Source organism: Streptomyces sp. NRRL F-2664, from assembly GCF_000719345.1.
Lineage (GTDB): Bacteria > Actinomycetota > Actinomycetes > Streptomycetales > Streptomycetaceae > Streptomyces.
Window position 1 is genome coordinate 25063 of record NZ_JOFX01000005.1, and the last position, 13719, is coordinate 38781.

General features: G+C 76.1%; 16 protein-coding genes. 3 read left to right on the top strand and 13 right to left on the bottom strand.

From position 1 onward, the window contains the following. Positions 1 to 147 precede the first annotated feature (147 nt). The 4 genes from IF89_RS0107425 to IF89_RS0107440 all read right to left on the bottom strand — a co-directional run bounded on the left by IF89_RS0107425 (position 148) and on the right by IF89_RS0107440 (position 2028). Entirely contained in the window at positions 148 to 783 is a 636-nt protein-coding gene (locus IF89_RS0107425) for an aspartate/glutamate racemase family protein (RefSeq protein WP_199820476.1), read from the bottom strand. Continuing rightward, positions 780 to 1139, bottom strand: a complete 360-nt coding sequence (locus tag IF89_RS0107430; RefSeq protein ID WP_030762979.1) for a GNAT family N-acetyltransferase — start codon at positions 1137 to 1139, stop codon at positions 780 to 782. The genes IF89_RS0107425 and IF89_RS0107430 overlap by 4 nt, the downstream gene beginning before the upstream one ends. 13 nt (positions 1140 to 1152) lie before the next feature. Then, the gene (gene panD / locus IF89_RS0107435; RefSeq protein ID WP_030762981.1) at positions 1153 to 1575 is read right to left on the bottom strand and encodes an aspartate 1-decarboxylase; all 423 of its coding nucleotides are present in this window, start codon (positions 1573 to 1575) and stop codon (positions 1153 to 1155) included. A 174-nt stretch (positions 1576 to 1749) separates the two neighbouring features. After that, entirely contained in the window at positions 1750 to 2028 is a 279-nt protein-coding gene (locus IF89_RS0107440; RefSeq protein WP_420706888.1) for a hypothetical protein, read from the bottom strand. Between the two features lie 63 nt (positions 2029 to 2091). Between IF89_RS0107440 and IF89_RS0107445 the strand changes: the two genes are divergently transcribed. After that, positions 2092 to 2493, top strand: coding sequence for a nucleoside 2-deoxyribosyltransferase domain-containing protein (locus tag IF89_RS0107445; protein ID WP_234327689.1), 402 nt, complete (start codon positions 2092 to 2094; stop codon positions 2491 to 2493). 16 nt (positions 2494 to 2509) lie between these two features. Here the strand turns inward: IF89_RS0107445 and IF89_RS0107450 are convergent, their stop codons facing one another. Beyond that, positions 2510 to 3085 (bottom strand): GNAT family N-acetyltransferase, encoded by a 576-nt coding sequence (locus tag IF89_RS0107450; RefSeq protein WP_030762986.1) that lies wholly within the window; start codon positions 3083 to 3085, stop codon positions 2510 to 2512. A gap of 187 nt (positions 3086 to 3272) precedes the next feature. Here IF89_RS0107450 and IF89_RS0107455 point away from each other — a divergent pair, with 187 nt between their 5' ends. Next, positions 3273 to 3548 (top strand): isoamylase early set domain-containing protein, encoded by a 276-nt coding sequence (locus IF89_RS0107455; protein WP_030762988.1) that lies wholly within the window; start codon positions 3273 to 3275, stop codon positions 3546 to 3548. Positions 3549 to 3644: 96 nt separating this feature from the next. Here the strand turns inward: IF89_RS0107455 and IF89_RS0107460 are convergent, their stop codons facing one another. After that, positions 3645 to 4664, bottom strand: coding sequence for a glycosyltransferase family 9 protein (locus tag IF89_RS0107460; protein WP_030762989.1), 1020 nt, complete (start codon positions 4662 to 4664; stop codon positions 3645 to 3647). Between the two features lie 434 nt (positions 4665 to 5098). On the opposite strand from IF89_RS0107460, the gene IF89_RS0107465 reads away from it, so the two are divergent. Next, on the top strand, positions 5099 to 6367 hold the full coding sequence (locus IF89_RS0107465; RefSeq protein ID WP_030762992.1) for an MFS transporter: 1269 nt from the start codon (positions 5099 to 5101) through the stop codon (positions 6365 to 6367). 70 nt (positions 6368 to 6437) lie between these two features. On the opposite strand, the gene rfaE2 is transcribed toward IF89_RS0107465, so the two are convergent. The 7 genes from rfaE2 to IF89_RS0107500 all read right to left on the bottom strand — a co-directional run bounded on the left by rfaE2 (position 6438) and on the right by IF89_RS0107500 (position 13716). Then, the gene (rfaE2, locus tag IF89_RS0107470) at positions 6438 to 7838 is read right to left on the bottom strand and encodes a D-glycero-beta-D-manno-heptose 1-phosphate adenylyltransferase (protein WP_030762994.1); all 1401 of its coding nucleotides are present in this window, start codon (positions 7836 to 7838) and stop codon (positions 6438 to 6440) included. Beyond that, entirely contained in the window at positions 7835 to 8482 is a 648-nt protein-coding gene (locus tag IF89_RS0107475) for a D-sedoheptulose-7-phosphate isomerase (protein ID WP_030762996.1), read from the bottom strand. Before IF89_RS0107475 ends, rfaE2 begins: the two co-directional genes overlap by 4 nt. A 138-nt stretch (positions 8483 to 8620) precedes the next feature. After that, entirely contained in the window at positions 8621 to 9892 is a 1272-nt protein-coding gene (locus IF89_RS0107480) for a glycosyltransferase (protein WP_051806866.1), read from the bottom strand. Continuing rightward, complete coding sequence (locus tag IF89_RS0107485) at positions 9889 to 10851, bottom strand: glycosyltransferase (protein WP_030763000.1); 963 nt, start codon at positions 10849 to 10851, stop codon at positions 9889 to 9891. Before IF89_RS0107485 ends, IF89_RS0107480 begins: the two co-directional genes overlap by 4 nt. Beyond that, positions 10848 to 11939: a glycosyltransferase family 9 protein gene (locus IF89_RS0107490; protein ID WP_051806867.1), complete on the bottom strand. Its 1092-nt coding sequence runs from the start codon at positions 11937 to 11939 to the stop codon at positions 10848 to 10850. Before IF89_RS0107490 ends, IF89_RS0107485 begins: the two co-directional genes overlap by 4 nt. Next, a complete protein-coding gene (locus tag IF89_RS37790) occupies positions 11936 to 12643 on the bottom strand; it encodes a D-glycero-alpha-D-manno-heptose-1,7-bisphosphate 7-phosphatase (RefSeq protein WP_051806868.1) in 708 nt (235 codons plus the stop codon). The genes IF89_RS0107490 and IF89_RS37790 overlap by 4 nt, the downstream gene beginning before the upstream one ends. Then, entirely contained in the window at positions 12640 to 13716 is a 1077-nt protein-coding gene (locus tag IF89_RS0107500; RefSeq protein WP_030763007.1) for a glycosyltransferase family 2 protein, read from the bottom strand. Before IF89_RS0107500 ends, IF89_RS37790 begins: the two co-directional genes overlap by 4 nt. Positions 13717 to 13719 lie beyond the last annotated feature (3 nt).

Below are 13719 nucleotides of genomic sequence, written 5' to 3' on the forward strand. Positions count from 1 at the left end.
GCGTCGGATCGGGTTCCGGGGCCGGCGGCTGCGTCGCTTCGAGGTTGTGCACCATGTACGGCACCTTCCCGCTATCGCGCCCTCTACGCCCCCGGACGTCACGGCGATCGGCCGACCGGTGGGACCGGCGCGACCGGCGGGCACCCGCTACGGTCCGGGTGCCAGAGCGAGCGCGGCGGCCAGCCCCGCCCGGGGGCTGGCCAGCACGGGGATCGCGGTCGTCGCCAGCTCGGCGGCGCCCGCCATGGAGGCCTGGGCGAGGACGATGACGTCGGCACCGGTGACCGCGTCGGCCGCCTCGGCCACCCGGGTGAGGTAGCGGGCGGTGTCCCCCGACGCGAAGCTCTCCCAGGCGCCGGCGACGAGGTGCGCGGCGACCGACACCGGCCGTCCGCCGGCTTCTTCGGCGAGCAGCTCCGCCGTGGGGCCGAGCGTCGATCCGAGAGCGGCCAGGACGACGATGCGCGGGCCGGTCCGCACGGCCGCGGCCGCCATCGGCCGGTCCACGCGCAGGACCGGGACGCCGAGGCCGGGGCCCAGGGACTCGGCCGTCGCTCCGATGGTGGAGCAGGTGACGAGCACGGGACCCGGCCCCGCCCCGGCGAGCAGCTCCCGCAGGGCGGGGGCTGCGGCCCGCGGCCCGTCCGCGCGGGCCCGGCCGAGCAGCTCCGGCACCACCAGGTGGCGCAGTACCGCCCCGGGGTGGTGCCGGTCGCGCAGCGCGTCGAAGACGGGGACGTGCACGGGCGAGGTGTGCAGCAGGGTCAGGCCCGGGAGCGTCACCGCAGGCCGGAGTCGGCGGCCTGCTGCGCCCGCGCGGCCGCCACAGCCCCGGGCGGCGCGACGGGCGCCTCCTCGGGGTGCTTGGCGGCCCAGCTCGCCGCATACGGGCAGAGCGGGACCACGGGCACGCCCTCGGCTTCGGCGAGCCGGTAGAAGGTCCTCACCAGCCCCCCGGCGATGCCCCGGCCCTCGTGCCCCGGTTCGACGACCGTGTGCACCGCCACGCGTGCGTGGGGCGGCTCGGCGAGCACGAAGTAGGCGATGTACCCGACCGCCGCCCCGTCCTCGACCGCGAGCAGCCGCCCGGCCTTCCGCTCGTCCTGGAACTCGATCGGCGGCTGTGCGTTCTCCGGCACGGTCCCCTGCTCCTTATCCCGCGGCCACGGCGTGGGGGCTGCGGCGCTGGTCCGTGCCCGGTACCGGGGCGGAGGCGTCGGAGCCCAGCTCGACGATCCGGTTGTCGGCGTCGACGTGCACGACGCGCGGCTTCAGCGCCCGCGCCTCGGCGTCCTCGACCTGCGCGTAGCTGATGAGGATGACGAGGTCGCCGGGGTGCACGAGGTGCGCGGCGGCGCCGTTGATCCCGATCACACCGGAACCGCGCTCGCCCTCGATGACGTACGTCTCCAGCCTGGCGCCGTTGGTGATGTCCACGATGTGGACGAGCTCCCCGGGGAGCAGGTCGGCGGCGTCCAGCAGGTCGGCGTCCACCGTGACGGACCCGACGTAGTGCAGATCGGCCTGGGTGACGGTGGCCCGATGGATCTTGGACTTGAACATGGTACGAAGCATGCGCGCACTCCTTTGTCTGCTCCCTGCCTGCGCACAGGTCAAGGGCGGTCCCCGGAGCCTACAACGATTCGCCCGGCCGGTCAGCTGCCCCGGTCTTCCGGGATCCGTGCAGAAAACGCCGCCCCGGCGGCGGTCGGGGGCGGCGCGGCGTGGGTGGTGGACGGCACGGGCTGTTCAGGTCTGGCGTGCCGCGTTCCAGGCGTGCCACAGGGCGGCGTAGGCGCCGTCGGCGGCCAGGAGTTCGTCGTGGCTGCCGAGTCCGACGATCCGTCCGCCGCCCATGACCGCGATCCGGTCCGCGTCGCGCACGGTGTCCAGGCGGTGCACGATCGAGATGACCGTACGGCCCTCGATCAGCGCGGCGAGCGGGCGTTCGACCCGGCGCGAGGCCGAGGAGTCCAGCAGGGCGGTGGCCTCGTCGAGGACCAGCGCGTACGGGCGCGTCGTGCGCACCCGGATCACGGACCGGCTCACCCGACCCGGGCCCGCGCCGAACTCCCGCTCCCCCCAGCCCCGTTGCGACGCTGGAGGGCCTGGCTGGACGACGGACCGGGGGCCGTCGCCGCCCTGCGGTCCGTGTGGTCCGGTGCCGGGCGGCTGGTGGTGTTCCTGCCGGAGCCGGTGTCCGGCGGCGACTACCGGGCGTACGGGGACCAGATCGCATGGGAGGAGGACGCCATGCGCCGGTCCGACGTGATCCTCTTCTGGATCCCCCGCGACATGGCCACCCTGCCCGGCCTGGTGTCCAACATCAAGTGGGGTGCGTGGTGCGACTCGGGCCGCGCCGTGCTCGGTGCACCGCCGGAGGCGCAACGCATGGCCTACCTGCTGCACTTCGCGGACGTCCTGGGGGTGCCGGTGGAGCGGACCCCGACGGGCGCGGCCGAGGCTGCACTGCGAGCGGTCGGGCCGCCGTGAGCCGCCTGCTCGCGGCTCACGGGCAGGGCATGCTCATGTAGAGCGCCTGCTCGCCCTCGGATTCGGTGCCCAGGTACAGGGCGGTGTCCAGGCCGCACAGGGAGAAGCCCATTCGCCGGTAGGCATGGATGGCGGGGGCGTTGACGTTGGTCACTTCCAACCAGAGGTGCCCGGCGCCCCGCTGACGGGCGAAGTCCGTCGCGTACCCCATCAACGCGCGGCCGATCCCCCGGCCCCGGTGGCCGGCGGCGACTTCGATGTCCTCGATGGTCAGCCGCCGGTTCCAGGGGGAGTAGGAGACGGCGGCGAAGCCGACGAGCGCCCCGGCGGCGCCGACGGCCACGAAGGTGCGGCTGTCGGCGTCCTCGCCCTCCGTCTCGGCACCGTCCCCGTCGTCGTCTCCTCCGTCCGCGGGGAACACCTTGACCAGCGGCGGGTCCACCGGGACCTCGCGGAGGGCGAAACCGTGGCCGGTCACGGCGACTTCGAAGACCGTGCTGGTGCTGAAGGACCCGTCGAGGGCTTCGATGGCCTCGGTGTCCTCGGGGCGGGCGAGGCGGTACTCGTACGTCGTGTCAGTGATCGCGGTCATGGCACGAGGCTATGGGCGGGCCGACCCGGTGAGGGCAGGTTCCAGCCGGACCGGCAGGCGCACCACGTACGCTCTTCGGCCCAGTCCAGGACCGGGAAGGTGACCCGCCTGGCGTGTCCGGCGACCGCCCCGCGCCGCGGCGTGGAGGATGGCCCGCGACCCACCGCCCCTGCTGCCAGGAGACTCCGTGCTCGAACGCAAACGGCTCAAGGACCGCACCCAGGTCACCTTCGTCCTGCCTGCGGATACGCCCCCCGGCCCGGTCAGCGTGGTCGGCGACTTCAACGACTGGCAGCCCGGCACCCACACCCTGGTGCCCCGCGCGGACGGTACCCGCGCGGTCACCGTCGCACTGCCCGGCAAGAAGGTGCACTCCTTCCGCTACCTGGCCGCGGGCGACTACTGGTTCGACGAGGACCACGCCGACGGCCACGACGGCACCAACAGCCGCCTGCACACCTGAGTCGAGCGCGGGCGGGCACCCGAGCCGTGCCCGCCCGCCCGACGCGGCCGCCGTCCTCGGGGACGTGCCGTCCGCACCGGGACGGGGCCACGCCCGTCACCGGCAGTGGCTGAGCACCGCCTCGACCACCTGGCCGACGGTGATGCGCAGAAGCCGGGCATCGGGCTGCGAGGCGTGTGCGTCGCCCGGCCGCAAGGGGTCCTCGCCCGCGCGGGGGCACCACAGCACCCGGTGCTTCGGGTGCGGGGGCGGGCCCCACAGGCGGGGGGCCACCGGGCCGAAGAGGACGACGGACCGGGTGCCGAGCGCCGTCGCGAGGTGCGCCAGGCCCGTGTCCCCGACCAGGACGCAGCGCGCTCCGGCCACCAGGGCGCAGAGCTCGTCGAAGGGGACGTCGCCGGAGCCGCCCACCACCGCCTGCGGTGGCAGTCCGGCGTCCTTCGCCACCTTTCGCGCCAGCGCCCCCTCGCCCGCCCCCGCGGTGACGACCACGTCCTCGCCCGCTCGGCGCACAGCACGGACGACCGCTGCGAACCGTTCCGGGGGCCACCGTCTCGAGCCGGCGTCCGCGCCGGGGTGCACGACGACGGCGCCCGGGGCGGGCGAGGCGCACGCAGGTGCGGCGATCGACAGGTCCGTGGGGTCGGCCTCGATCCCGTACCAGCGCAGCAGGCGGCACCACCGCTCCCGCTCGTGCTCGTCGTGGCGCCATGGGGGTCCGAGGACGTCCGGGGTGTCCGCGTGCCGGTAGGCGAGGAGCCGGCGCGGTCGCAGCCGCTGCAGAAGCAGGTGGCTGGGCGGCCCGTTCCCGTGCAGGTCCACGGCCAGCTCCGGCGGGGGGCCCGCCCAGCTCAGCTCTGCTGGTACGCCGCGGCCTCGCGCGGTCGTGGCCAGGACCCGGTCCACGAGGCCGGTGGCGGCGGCGACGGCGGCCAGCCGACCGGGTGCGGCCAGGACGATGTCGCGATCCGGCATGCTCCGGCGCAGCGCCCGCAGGCAGGGCACCACCGTCAGCAGGTCGCCGAGGCCCAGGGCGCGGAGTACCAGTACCTGCGGGCGGCCGGCCGCCCGTGCCTCCTCGATCGGAGCGGGGCCTGCCCGCTCGGGCGCACTCATGCCCCCACTGTCCCGAGGACGGCCGTGAGGGGCACCCCGGGTTGGGCCGCACGGTGTCCGGCCGGTGCCGGAGGGCCCGTGTGAGCAAACACACCGTTTCCCGCGCAGGCCTTGGCAGACCAGGGCGCAGGGCGCTGTGGGCGGGCCGTCGGGCGGCGGGGAGCACCGTTCGGGTCGAGCAGTTCTGCCACCATGGTCGGGGCCGTTCCTCCCCCTCTTTCTGCTGCCGGGCGCCGCCGTGCGCGTCGGCGGTGCGGAGCGCCCGTTTTCCGCCCCGCCGCCTGCCGTCCTTCGCGCTTCGCGCTCCGTCCTGGGTCCTTTCTGTGTCTGCCACTCCCTCCACTCCTGCCGCTGCCGCCTCCGCATCCTCCTGCGCCGCGACCGCCGCCCCCTCCGCCGACCGCTCTCCGTGGCGGTCCCTGCGCTACCGCAGCATGCGCTGGTGGGCCGTCGCGAACTTCGTGTCCAACGCGGGCACCTGGATGCAGCTGACGGTGCAGAACCTCCTGGTCCTCCAGATCACGGGATCGGCCGCCGCCACCGGCCTGTCCGTGTCCCTCCAGATGGCACCCGGCCTGCTCCTCGGCCTGGCCGGCGGCGCGGCCGTCGACCGCTGGCCCCTCAAGCTGACCGCCGCCGTCGCGCAGGCCCTGCTCGGTGCGGTGGCGCTGGTGACGGCGGTGCTCGTCGCGCTGGGCCGCCTCGACCTGCCGGTGCTGCTGGTGCTGGCCGCGGTGACCGGTCTGATCGCCACCGTCGACGGTCCCGCGTGTGCGCTGCTCGGCAACGATCTCGTGCGGGCCGCGGACGTGCCGTCCGCCATCGGGGTCGGCTCGCTGGTCCACAGCGCCGGGCGACTGGCGGGCGCCGCACTCGCCGGCGTGGCCGTCGGCTTCCTCGGTACGGCGGCGGCCTACGCGGCCAACGGCCTGTCGTTCCTCTTCGTGGCCTGTGTCATCCCGTTCCTCAAGGCGGCGCGCCCCCGCGGGGCGACCGGGCCGGGGCTGCCCGCTCCCGCCGCCCCGCCGGCGTCCGACCCGGCCGCGGCAGGGGGCATGAGCGCCCGGGAGGGACTCGCGTTCTTCATGCGGCGCCCGCGGCTGGTCGCCCTCGCCGCCCTCAACGGCGTCAGTGCGCTGTTCGGCCGCAACTACTCCCTCACCCTGGTGGTCCTGGTCACCGGGCCCCTCGCCGGGGACGCGGCTGCCTTCAGCAAGGTCTCCACGGTCCTGGCCGTCGGCGGGATCGTCGGTGCGGTCCTCGGCGCCCGGCTGCGCAGGCCGAGCGTGCGCATGGTGGCCGCTCTCACCCTGGCCGGGGCCCTCCTGCAGGTCCTCGCCGGCCTGACCCCGTCCCTCCTGGTGCTCCTGGTCCTCGTCCTGCCCATGGCGGTGGCGGAATCCGTCGGGGACACCGCGCAGTCCACGGTGCTCCAGACCGACCCGCCCGCCCACATGAGGGGCCGGGTGCTCGGCGCCTGGTCCAGCATCCGCACCGTGTGGGGCCTGGCGGCGCCTCCCCTGCTCGGACTCTTCATGGAGCTGGCCGGCGTACGGGCCACGCTGATCGTGGGCGGGCTGGCCATCGCGGCGTTCGTGAGCACGGGGTACCTGCTGAAGGGCCGCAAGGCCCCCGGCGCGGCCCTGGTGCCGGTGCCCGAGGCGGCCCTGCCCGTCCGGGCACGGCTGAGCACCGCCGCCTGACCGGGAGGGGTTCGGCGCGCGTGCGTGCCGGTCGCGGCCGGGACGCACGCGCGGGCCTGGTCGCGCCCGCTCAGGGCACCGCGGGACGGGCACCTCCGGCGGCCCGCGCGGCGCGATCGGCGAGGCCGGTCGTGGAGCGGCCGTCCAGGTAGGGCAGGACGACGGCCTGGCCGCCCCAGGCGCGCAGCGCCCGAGCCTCCGGGAGGTCGTCGGCCGAGTAGTCGCCGCCCTTGACCCACACGTCCGGCCGCAGCCGGCCCAGCAGGGACTCCGGCGTGTCCTCCTCGAACGCCACGACGGCGTCGACGCTGCCGAGCGCCGCCAGCACCCGTACCCGGTCCTCCAGCGGGTTCAGCGGGCGGCCGGGCCCTTTCAACCGCCGCAGCGAGGCGTCCGAGTTGACGCAGACGATCAGGCAGTCGCCGATCCGGCGCGCGCTGTCCAGGAGGCCGACGTGACCGGCGTGGAGCAGGTCGAAGCAGCCGCCCGTGGCGACCACCGTTCCGCCGCGGGCCCGGATGCGCGCAGCCGTCGCGAACGCGTCGCCACCCGCCGGCCGGGCGGGGCCGGCGGCGTATGGCGTCTGCCACAGGGCGGGGTCGCAGGCACCGCCGGCCGCGACGAAAGCGGCGGCCGCGGCCACCGCCTGCTGTACCGCCTCCTCCGGCAGGCCTCCGTCCGCGAGGGCGCAGGCCGCCACGGCGGCGAAGCAGTCGCCCGCTCCGCACGGGTCGCCCACCGCACGGTACGGGGACGGTACGAGCATCGGAGCCTCGGCGAGGGGCCGGGTCAGCAGGACCCCCCGCTCGCCGAGGGTCACGGCCACCGCAGCGGCACCCCACCGCTTCGCGAGTTCCGCGCCGCGCCGGGAGTGCGCGGCCAGGGAGTCCCCCTCGTCGGGGCACAGCGCGGTCGCCTCGGCGGCATTCGGCGTGACCAGGCGGGCTCCGGGCACGGGTGGTCCGCCCCGCGGGTGCGGGTCCCACACGAGGGGGACCCGGCGGGCCGTGTCGGCCAGCAGGGGATGCAGCGCCTGGGCGGTGCCCCGGCCGTAGTCCGCCACGAGGACGGCGTGCGCGTCGGCCAGCGCCCGGCCCGCGGCGGCGCTGACGGAGGCGACCCGGCCGCCGCCCCGGTCGATCCGGACCAGGGGCCGGCCGTCGGCCAGTACCCGTGTCTTGATCGGCAGGGAGCCGTCCAGCGGGAGCTCGACCAGCCGGACACGGCCGTCCAGTGCCTCCCGCACGCGGTTGCTGGCGCCGTCCCGGCCCAGTGCCGTGACCAGGACGACGTCCCGGCCGGAACGGGCGGCCAGCACCGCGGCCAATCCCGCTCCTCCGGGGCGTGCGAGGTCGTCCGTGACGTCGACCACGGGCGCCGGGGCGTCCGGGGCGAGACGGGACGCGCTCCCCCGGACGTCGCGGTCGAGCAGGACGTCGCCGACCACGACCAGCGGTTGGCGCCCGGTCATCGGGTCCTCCGGACGGCGGCGACGGCGCGCCGGGGCGCGGTCCTGACGGTGGCGGTGGCCGAGGGGGCGAGGGCCGCGTCGAAGGACTCGCACAGCAGGTGCACGGCCACCAGGTGGGCCTCCTGCACGGTCGCCGTCGAGGCGGCGTCGATGCACAGGGCCTGGTCGGCCGCCTCCGCCAGGGGGTTGGGGGCGGCTCCCGTGAGGGCCCAGACCTCCAGCCCCGCGGCGCGGGCCGTCATCGCGGCCGACAGCAGGTTGCCGCTGCGCCCCGACGTCGACAGCAGGACCAGGACGTCACCGTCCCGGCCGTGTGCCGCGACCTGTCGGGCGAAGACCTGCTCGAACCCGTAGTCGTTGCCGATCGCGGTGACGCTGGACGTCTCGGCGTGCAGGGCGATGGCCGAGTAGGCCGGCCGCTCCGCGCGGTAGCGGCCGACCAGTTCGGCGGTCAGGTGTTGTGCCTGGGCAGCACTTCCGCCGTTGCCGGCCGCGAGGAGGCGGCCTCCTGCGGGCAGCACCGCGGCGAGCCGGCGACCCCAGTGGGCGAGCTGGTCCAGACCGTGGTCGCGCAGGCGGTGCAGCGCGTCCTCCAGTTCCTGGCAGTGCTGTTGGGCTCCTGTGGTTGCGGGAGATCGGCTCATGGCGTCGGGGCGGCCGCTCGCGGGAGCGGTCCGCACCCCACCTCCTTCAGGCAGTCGGTACGGCACGGACACCGTCTCCGGTCGTGACCGACCGGAGGGGTTCGTCGGGCAGAGGCAGCACGGGTCAGCGGCAGGGGCTCATGTCCTCGTCCCGGCGACCACGAGCCGCCCGGCGAGCACCGATCGGTAGGACCGTTCCGTCGCGGCGGCTACCTGGGGCCAGCCGTACCGGCTCAGGACGCGCCGCCGTCCGGCTGCCCCGTAGGCCCGGCGCACCGTGCCGTCGGCGAGCAGCTCGGCCGTGGCCGCCGCAAGGGCGCGGGCGTCTCCGGGCGGCACGAGGCGTCCGGTCTCGCGGTCGGCGACGGTGTCCTGCTGGCCGCCGACGGCGCTGGCGACGACCGGCCGGCTGCAGGCCATGGCCTCCAGCGGCACGATGCCGAAGGGCTCGTAGTCGGCCGGGCACAGCACGACGTCGGCGCTGCGCAGCAGGCCCGGCACGCGGTCGCAGGGCACCGCGCCGAGGAAGCGCACGCGGTCGAGGACGCCCGCCCCCTGGGCGACGGCGCGCAGTCGCCGCACCTCGGGGTCGGAGTCGAGCAGGTCGGGCGGGGGCCCGCCGGCGATCAGCAGTTCCGCGTCCGGCAGGTCGGCGAGAGCGGTGATGGACAGGGCCGCCCCCTTGCGGGGAACGAGGCGTCCGAGTTGCAGCAACCGGTGGCGGTAGGCGGTTCCGCGTTCGGCGACCGGTCCGTCCGGCCGGAAGCGCTCGGTGTCCACGCCGCAGGGGACGACATCGGCCCTGTCCTCGGGCAGGCCCATCCGGACCAGTTCGGCGACCTCGTCGCGGCAGGTCGCCACGACCCGGTCGCAGCCGAATCCGATCTCCCGCTCGCAGTCGATGCGCGAGGGCGGACTGGTGTCGTCCGCGCCCTGGTGCCGCCGCTTGACGGTGCCCAGCGCGTGGTAGGTGTGCAGCATCGGCAGGCGGAGTTCCCGCGCCGCCGCCAGCGAGGCGAGCCCCGACATCCAGAAGTGCGAGTGGACGAGGTCCGGCGGACCGGCCTCCTGCCAGTGCTGCATCAGGTAGTAGGCGAACTCCCGCATGTGCGGCAGCAGTTCGTCCTTGGGCAGCTGCTCGGCCGGTCCGGCCGGCACGTGGTGGACCGTCACCCCCGGGCGCAATCGGCTGGTGGTCGGCAGCGCCCGGGCATCCCGTCGCGTGTACACCGTGACGCGGTGGCCGCGGTCGGCGAGCGCCCCGGCCAGGCAGGCCACGTGCACGTTCTGGCCGCCGGCGTCGACACCGCCGAGCGTCGCGAGGGGGCTCGCGTGCTCGGAGACCAGGGCCAGCGACAGGGGCCGGGTCCGGTGGGGCGACCGTATCGGACGGGCGGTGGGGGGTGTCATGACCGTACCTCCGTCATCAGGCGCTCCCAGTCGGCGAGGAAGCGTTTGAGGCCGTACCGTTCGAGCGCGGCCTGGCGGGCGCGCGCGCCGTCCTCGGCGGCCGCCTGGGGTTCGTTGAGGTAGTGGACGAGGGCCCGGGCCAGCACCTCGGGCCGGGTGGACAGGACCCCGGTGCCGGGCAGGACGGCCTCCACGGCCTCCGTGGCCGCCAGCGCCACGACGGGCATGCCCAGGTGCATGGCCTCCAGCAGCGACAGTCCCAACGAGGTCCAGCGCACGGGGTGCAGGTAGACGCGGCGCTGCGCCATCGCCGTGTGCAGCTCCCGCTGGGGCAGCTCGTGGGCGCGGCACCGCTCGTCGGGCAGGCCCAGGTGCTCGGCGATGCCCTGGGTGCGCATGCCGAAGACGTCCAGCGGCGCCGCCCGCGCCAGCTCGGGCAGCAGGTCGGTTCCGGTGTACCGGCCCCGCCTGATCGGTTCGTTGGTGACCACGGCCGCGCGGGGGAGCACACCGGTGTAGAGGTGTCCGGGGTCCACGATGCCGTGTTCGACGACTTCGGTGCGGGTGGCACCGTTGTCCCAGAAGAGCCGGTTGAAGTGGGTGACGTGGACGAGCGTCAGGTCGTCCCGGTCCGCGCAGGGGTGGCGGGTGCCCGGTACGTCGCCGTCCGGGGCGTTGTGCTCCAGGTACACGGCGGGCACGTCGCGTCCGGGCCGGCGGCCCAGCCAGCGCTCGGCCAGCTCCATCTCGTGGGGCCGCTGGAGCACGACGAGGTCCACCGGGGTGTCGGCCAGTTCGGCCGGGGTGACCTCCCGTACCGCGTCGGGCCAGGTGAAGGTGCGGGCGCGGCCCAGCCCGTCGGGCCCCCGGTCCGGGGTGACCGGTACGAGGTAGGTGTGCGGTCCCTGGACGAACGCGGTCGTCCAGGATCCGTGCACGTGCCACAGCAGGATGTTCATGCGCTCACTCCTCCGTCGGTCCCGCTCGGCTCGGGCGGTCGCGGTCCGCGGCCGTCCGGCGGGCTGCCCGTGAGGAGCCCGGCGACGGCCGCCAGCACCTCGTCGTCGTGCACCGAGTCCAGGCACGGGTGGCCCGCCACGGGGCAGACCCGCGCCCTGCTCTCGGCGCACGGGGCCCGCTGGTCGCCGAGGAGCACGTGCGGCACCCGGTAGGGCCGCCAGCGGACGGCCGGCACCACGGGTGCGAACAGGCACACCACGGGCGTGCCCACGGCGGCGGCCAGATGGGCGGGGCCCGTGTTGCCGGCCACCACGACCTGCGCGGCGGTCAGGACCCCGGCCAGTTCGTGCAGGTCGGCCGTGACGCCGCCCAGGTCGAGCCCGTGCCGCCCGGCCACCTCGGCGGTCAGCGCCTTCTCCGCCGGACTGCCGGTGACGACCACCCGGTGGCCCGCCTCGTGCAGGGCTGCCGCGGCGCGCGTCGCCCTGGCCGGGCTCCAGGCCCGGGCGGCCACGGCGGCTCCCGGATGCAGCACCACGTACGGTTCGGGACCCGTCAAGCGGGTCGTGTCGGGCGGGACGCGCACCTGCAGTGCGCCGTCGTCGCCGGCCGGCAGCGCGAAACCGAAGTCGCGCACCAGGTCGAGGGCCGCGTCCGCCTCGTGCCGGTCCGGCAGCCGGTGGTGGCGCAGCGCGAGCAGGGACCCCGGGTACTCCTCGCAGTCGGCCGCGACCTGCTCCACTCCCGCGAGCGCGAGCAGCAGGGCCGCCGGCAGCGGGCTCTGGTGGTGGGACACCAGGATCACGCCGCGGTCGAAGCGGCCGGCGGCCAGGGCGTCGACCAGCAGGCCGCACTCCTCGCGTGAGGTGCGCCCCGGCTCCAGTCCCACCCAGGGCGCTTCGTAGACCAGCACCTGGTCCACGCCGGGCAGCAGGCGCGCCGCCGCGACACCCTGCGGCCCGCAGAGCAGCGTGGTGTGGGAGGAGCCTGCCGCCACTGCGCGCACAGCGGGACCGGCCAGCAGCACGTCCCCGGCGCTGTCGAGGCGTACGACGAGACTGCGCGGGGCGTTCAGCGGGGCGTTCATCCGCCACCACCGACGGCGCGGGGGCGCTCCCGCGCCGGTCCGGGGGTGGCGGCGGCGTCCCCGCCGGGGCCGGCCGCGGGGCAGACCAGGCGGACGGCGGTGAGCAGGTCGCGCGCCGTCTCCCCCGCCGCCGCGATCTCCTCGGGGCGGGTCACGGGGGTGGGCACCAGCACCCCGCGCGCCCCGGCGGCCGAGGCGGCCCGCACGTCGGCGCCGATGTCACCGACGACGACGGTGCGTTCGGGGGCGGCGCCGAGCCGCTCGCATGCGGCGAGGATCAGGCCGGGTGCGGGCTTGCGGCAGCCGCAGCCGTCTCCGGGGCCGTGGGGGCACACGGCCCACACGTCGAAGGGACCGAAGAGTTCGTCCACGCGTCGGCGCACCGCCCTGACGTGCTCCTCGGTCAGGAGTCCGCGTGCGACGCCCGACTGGTTGCTCACGACGCCGACGGGCACTCCGCGTGCGCGCAGTGCGGTCACGGCGGCGCGTGCCGTGGGCATGGGAGTGACCCGGGCGGGGTCGCCGTTGTACGGGACGTCGGTGACGAGGGTGCCGTCACGGTCGAAGAGGACCGCATCCGGGAGCCGGTCGCCCCGCCCCGGCCGGTACGGGGTCCGGGCCGCACCCGGGCGGCCCCACAGCCAGGGGACGGTGGGGGCCGGGGCCGTGTGGGCGGGTGGGTTCGTGACGGGCTGCGGCCTCATGACCGCACCTGCTCGCGGAGAGCCTCCCGCAGAGCGGCCGGGCACGTCCCGGGCGGCCCCGCCGGATCCGCCCGGCGGACACGGCGGTGCACAAGCGTGCCGCGCAGCCAGTGCCAGACCGCCCATGCGGGGATGACCGCGCTGGTGACGGCCATGGTGACGACCTCGGCCCGGGTACGGGGACCGGGCGCGATCCGCGCCACGGCGAACTCGGCGGTCCCCGCCGCCCAGCCGGCGGCGCACCACGCGGCGGCCCGCCTTCTGCCGATCAGCGCACAGCCGGCGGCGGCGGCAGCGGCCGCGGTCACGGCGGCATGGCGCGGCAGCCGCCCGCGGGGGGCGCCTGCCCGGCCCCACCAGTCGCGACCGTGCAGTCGGCCCATGAGGACGTCGTCGGCGTTGCCAGCCTGGAGCCTCACCGAGATCCAGCGATCGGCGGGGCGGACCGGATGCGTGGTACGGCGGCGCCCCGGTGCGAGGACCCAGCCGCCCTCGATCAGGCGCAGGGCCAGCTCGGCATCCTCGCGGAAGGCGCGCCGGAAGCGCTCGTCGAAGCCGCCCGCGGCCTCCAGCGCCTCTCGGCGGAAGGCCATGTCCGCGGTGATCCAGCGGGCGGTGGCCAGTCCTGCGGTGTTGCGCTCCCAGTCGGTGGGGCGGCGGCCGGGGGGCAGGGGGACGTCGATGCGCGCCGTGACGGCCGCGGTGTCACCGGAGGCCGACACCAGGTCACGCGCCAGGTCGTCGCCCCAGCCGGGCCCGGGCACCACGTCGTCGTCGAGGAACACGATCCAGGGCACCGGGCCGGCTGCCCGCATGCCCGTGTTGCGGGCGGCCGCGGGGCCGCGGGCCCGGCCGGCCACGACGGTGGTGATCGGCCGGAGCGCCGGGGGGACGTCCAGGGCCGGCAGGGTGCCGTCCGGGCCGGGACGGTCGTGTACGAGAACGATCCGTACCGGTCGGTGCCCGTCCGCCGTCGCGGCCGCCACGGCGTCCAGGCAGGCCCTGAGGCTCGGCCGGCCGAGGGTGGGCACGACGATCGCGTACGCGGGTGGGAGCACGGCTGCCGGGGGCATGGC

Coding starts and splice junctions, on each gene's coding strand:
- panD (WP_030762981.1), bottom strand. CDS start 1,575: ATGCTTCGTACCATGTTCAAGTCCAAGATCCATCGGGCCACCGTCACC.
- IF89_RS0107450 (WP_030762986.1), bottom strand. CDS start 3,085: ATGACCGCGATCACTGACACGACGTACGAGTACCGCCTCGCCCGCCCC.
- IF89_RS0107460 (WP_030762989.1), bottom strand. CDS start 4,664: ATGAGTGCGCCCGAGCGGGCAGGCCCCGCTCCGATCGAGGAGGCACGG.
- IF89_RS0107465 (WP_030762992.1), top strand. CDS start 5,099: ATGCGCTGGTGGGCCGTCGCGAACTTCGTGTCCAACGCGGGCACCTGG.
- rfaE2 (WP_030762994.1), bottom strand. CDS start 7,838: ATGACCGGGCGCCAACCGCTGGTCGTGGTCGGCGACGTCCTGCTCGAC.
- IF89_RS0107475 (WP_030762996.1), bottom strand. CDS start 8,482: ATGAGCCGATCTCCCGCAACCACAGGAGCCCAACAGCACTGCCAGGAA.
- IF89_RS0107480 (WP_051806866.1), bottom strand. CDS start 9,892: ATGACACCCCCCACCGCCCGTCCGATACGGTCGCCCCACCGGACCCGG.
- IF89_RS0107485 (WP_030763000.1), bottom strand. CDS start 10,851: ATGAACATCCTGCTGTGGCACGTGCACGGATCCTGGACGACCGCGTTC.
- IF89_RS0107490 (WP_051806867.1), bottom strand. CDS start 11,939: ATGAACGCCCCGCTGAACGCCCCGCGCAGTCTCGTCGTACGCCTCGAC.
- IF89_RS37790 (WP_051806868.1), bottom strand. CDS start 12,643: ATGAGGCCGCAGCCCGTCACGAACCCACCCGCCCACACGGCCCCGGCC.
- IF89_RS0107500 (WP_030763007.1), bottom strand. CDS start 13,716: ATGCCCCCGGCAGCCGTGCTCCCACCCGCGTACGCGATCGTCGTGCCC.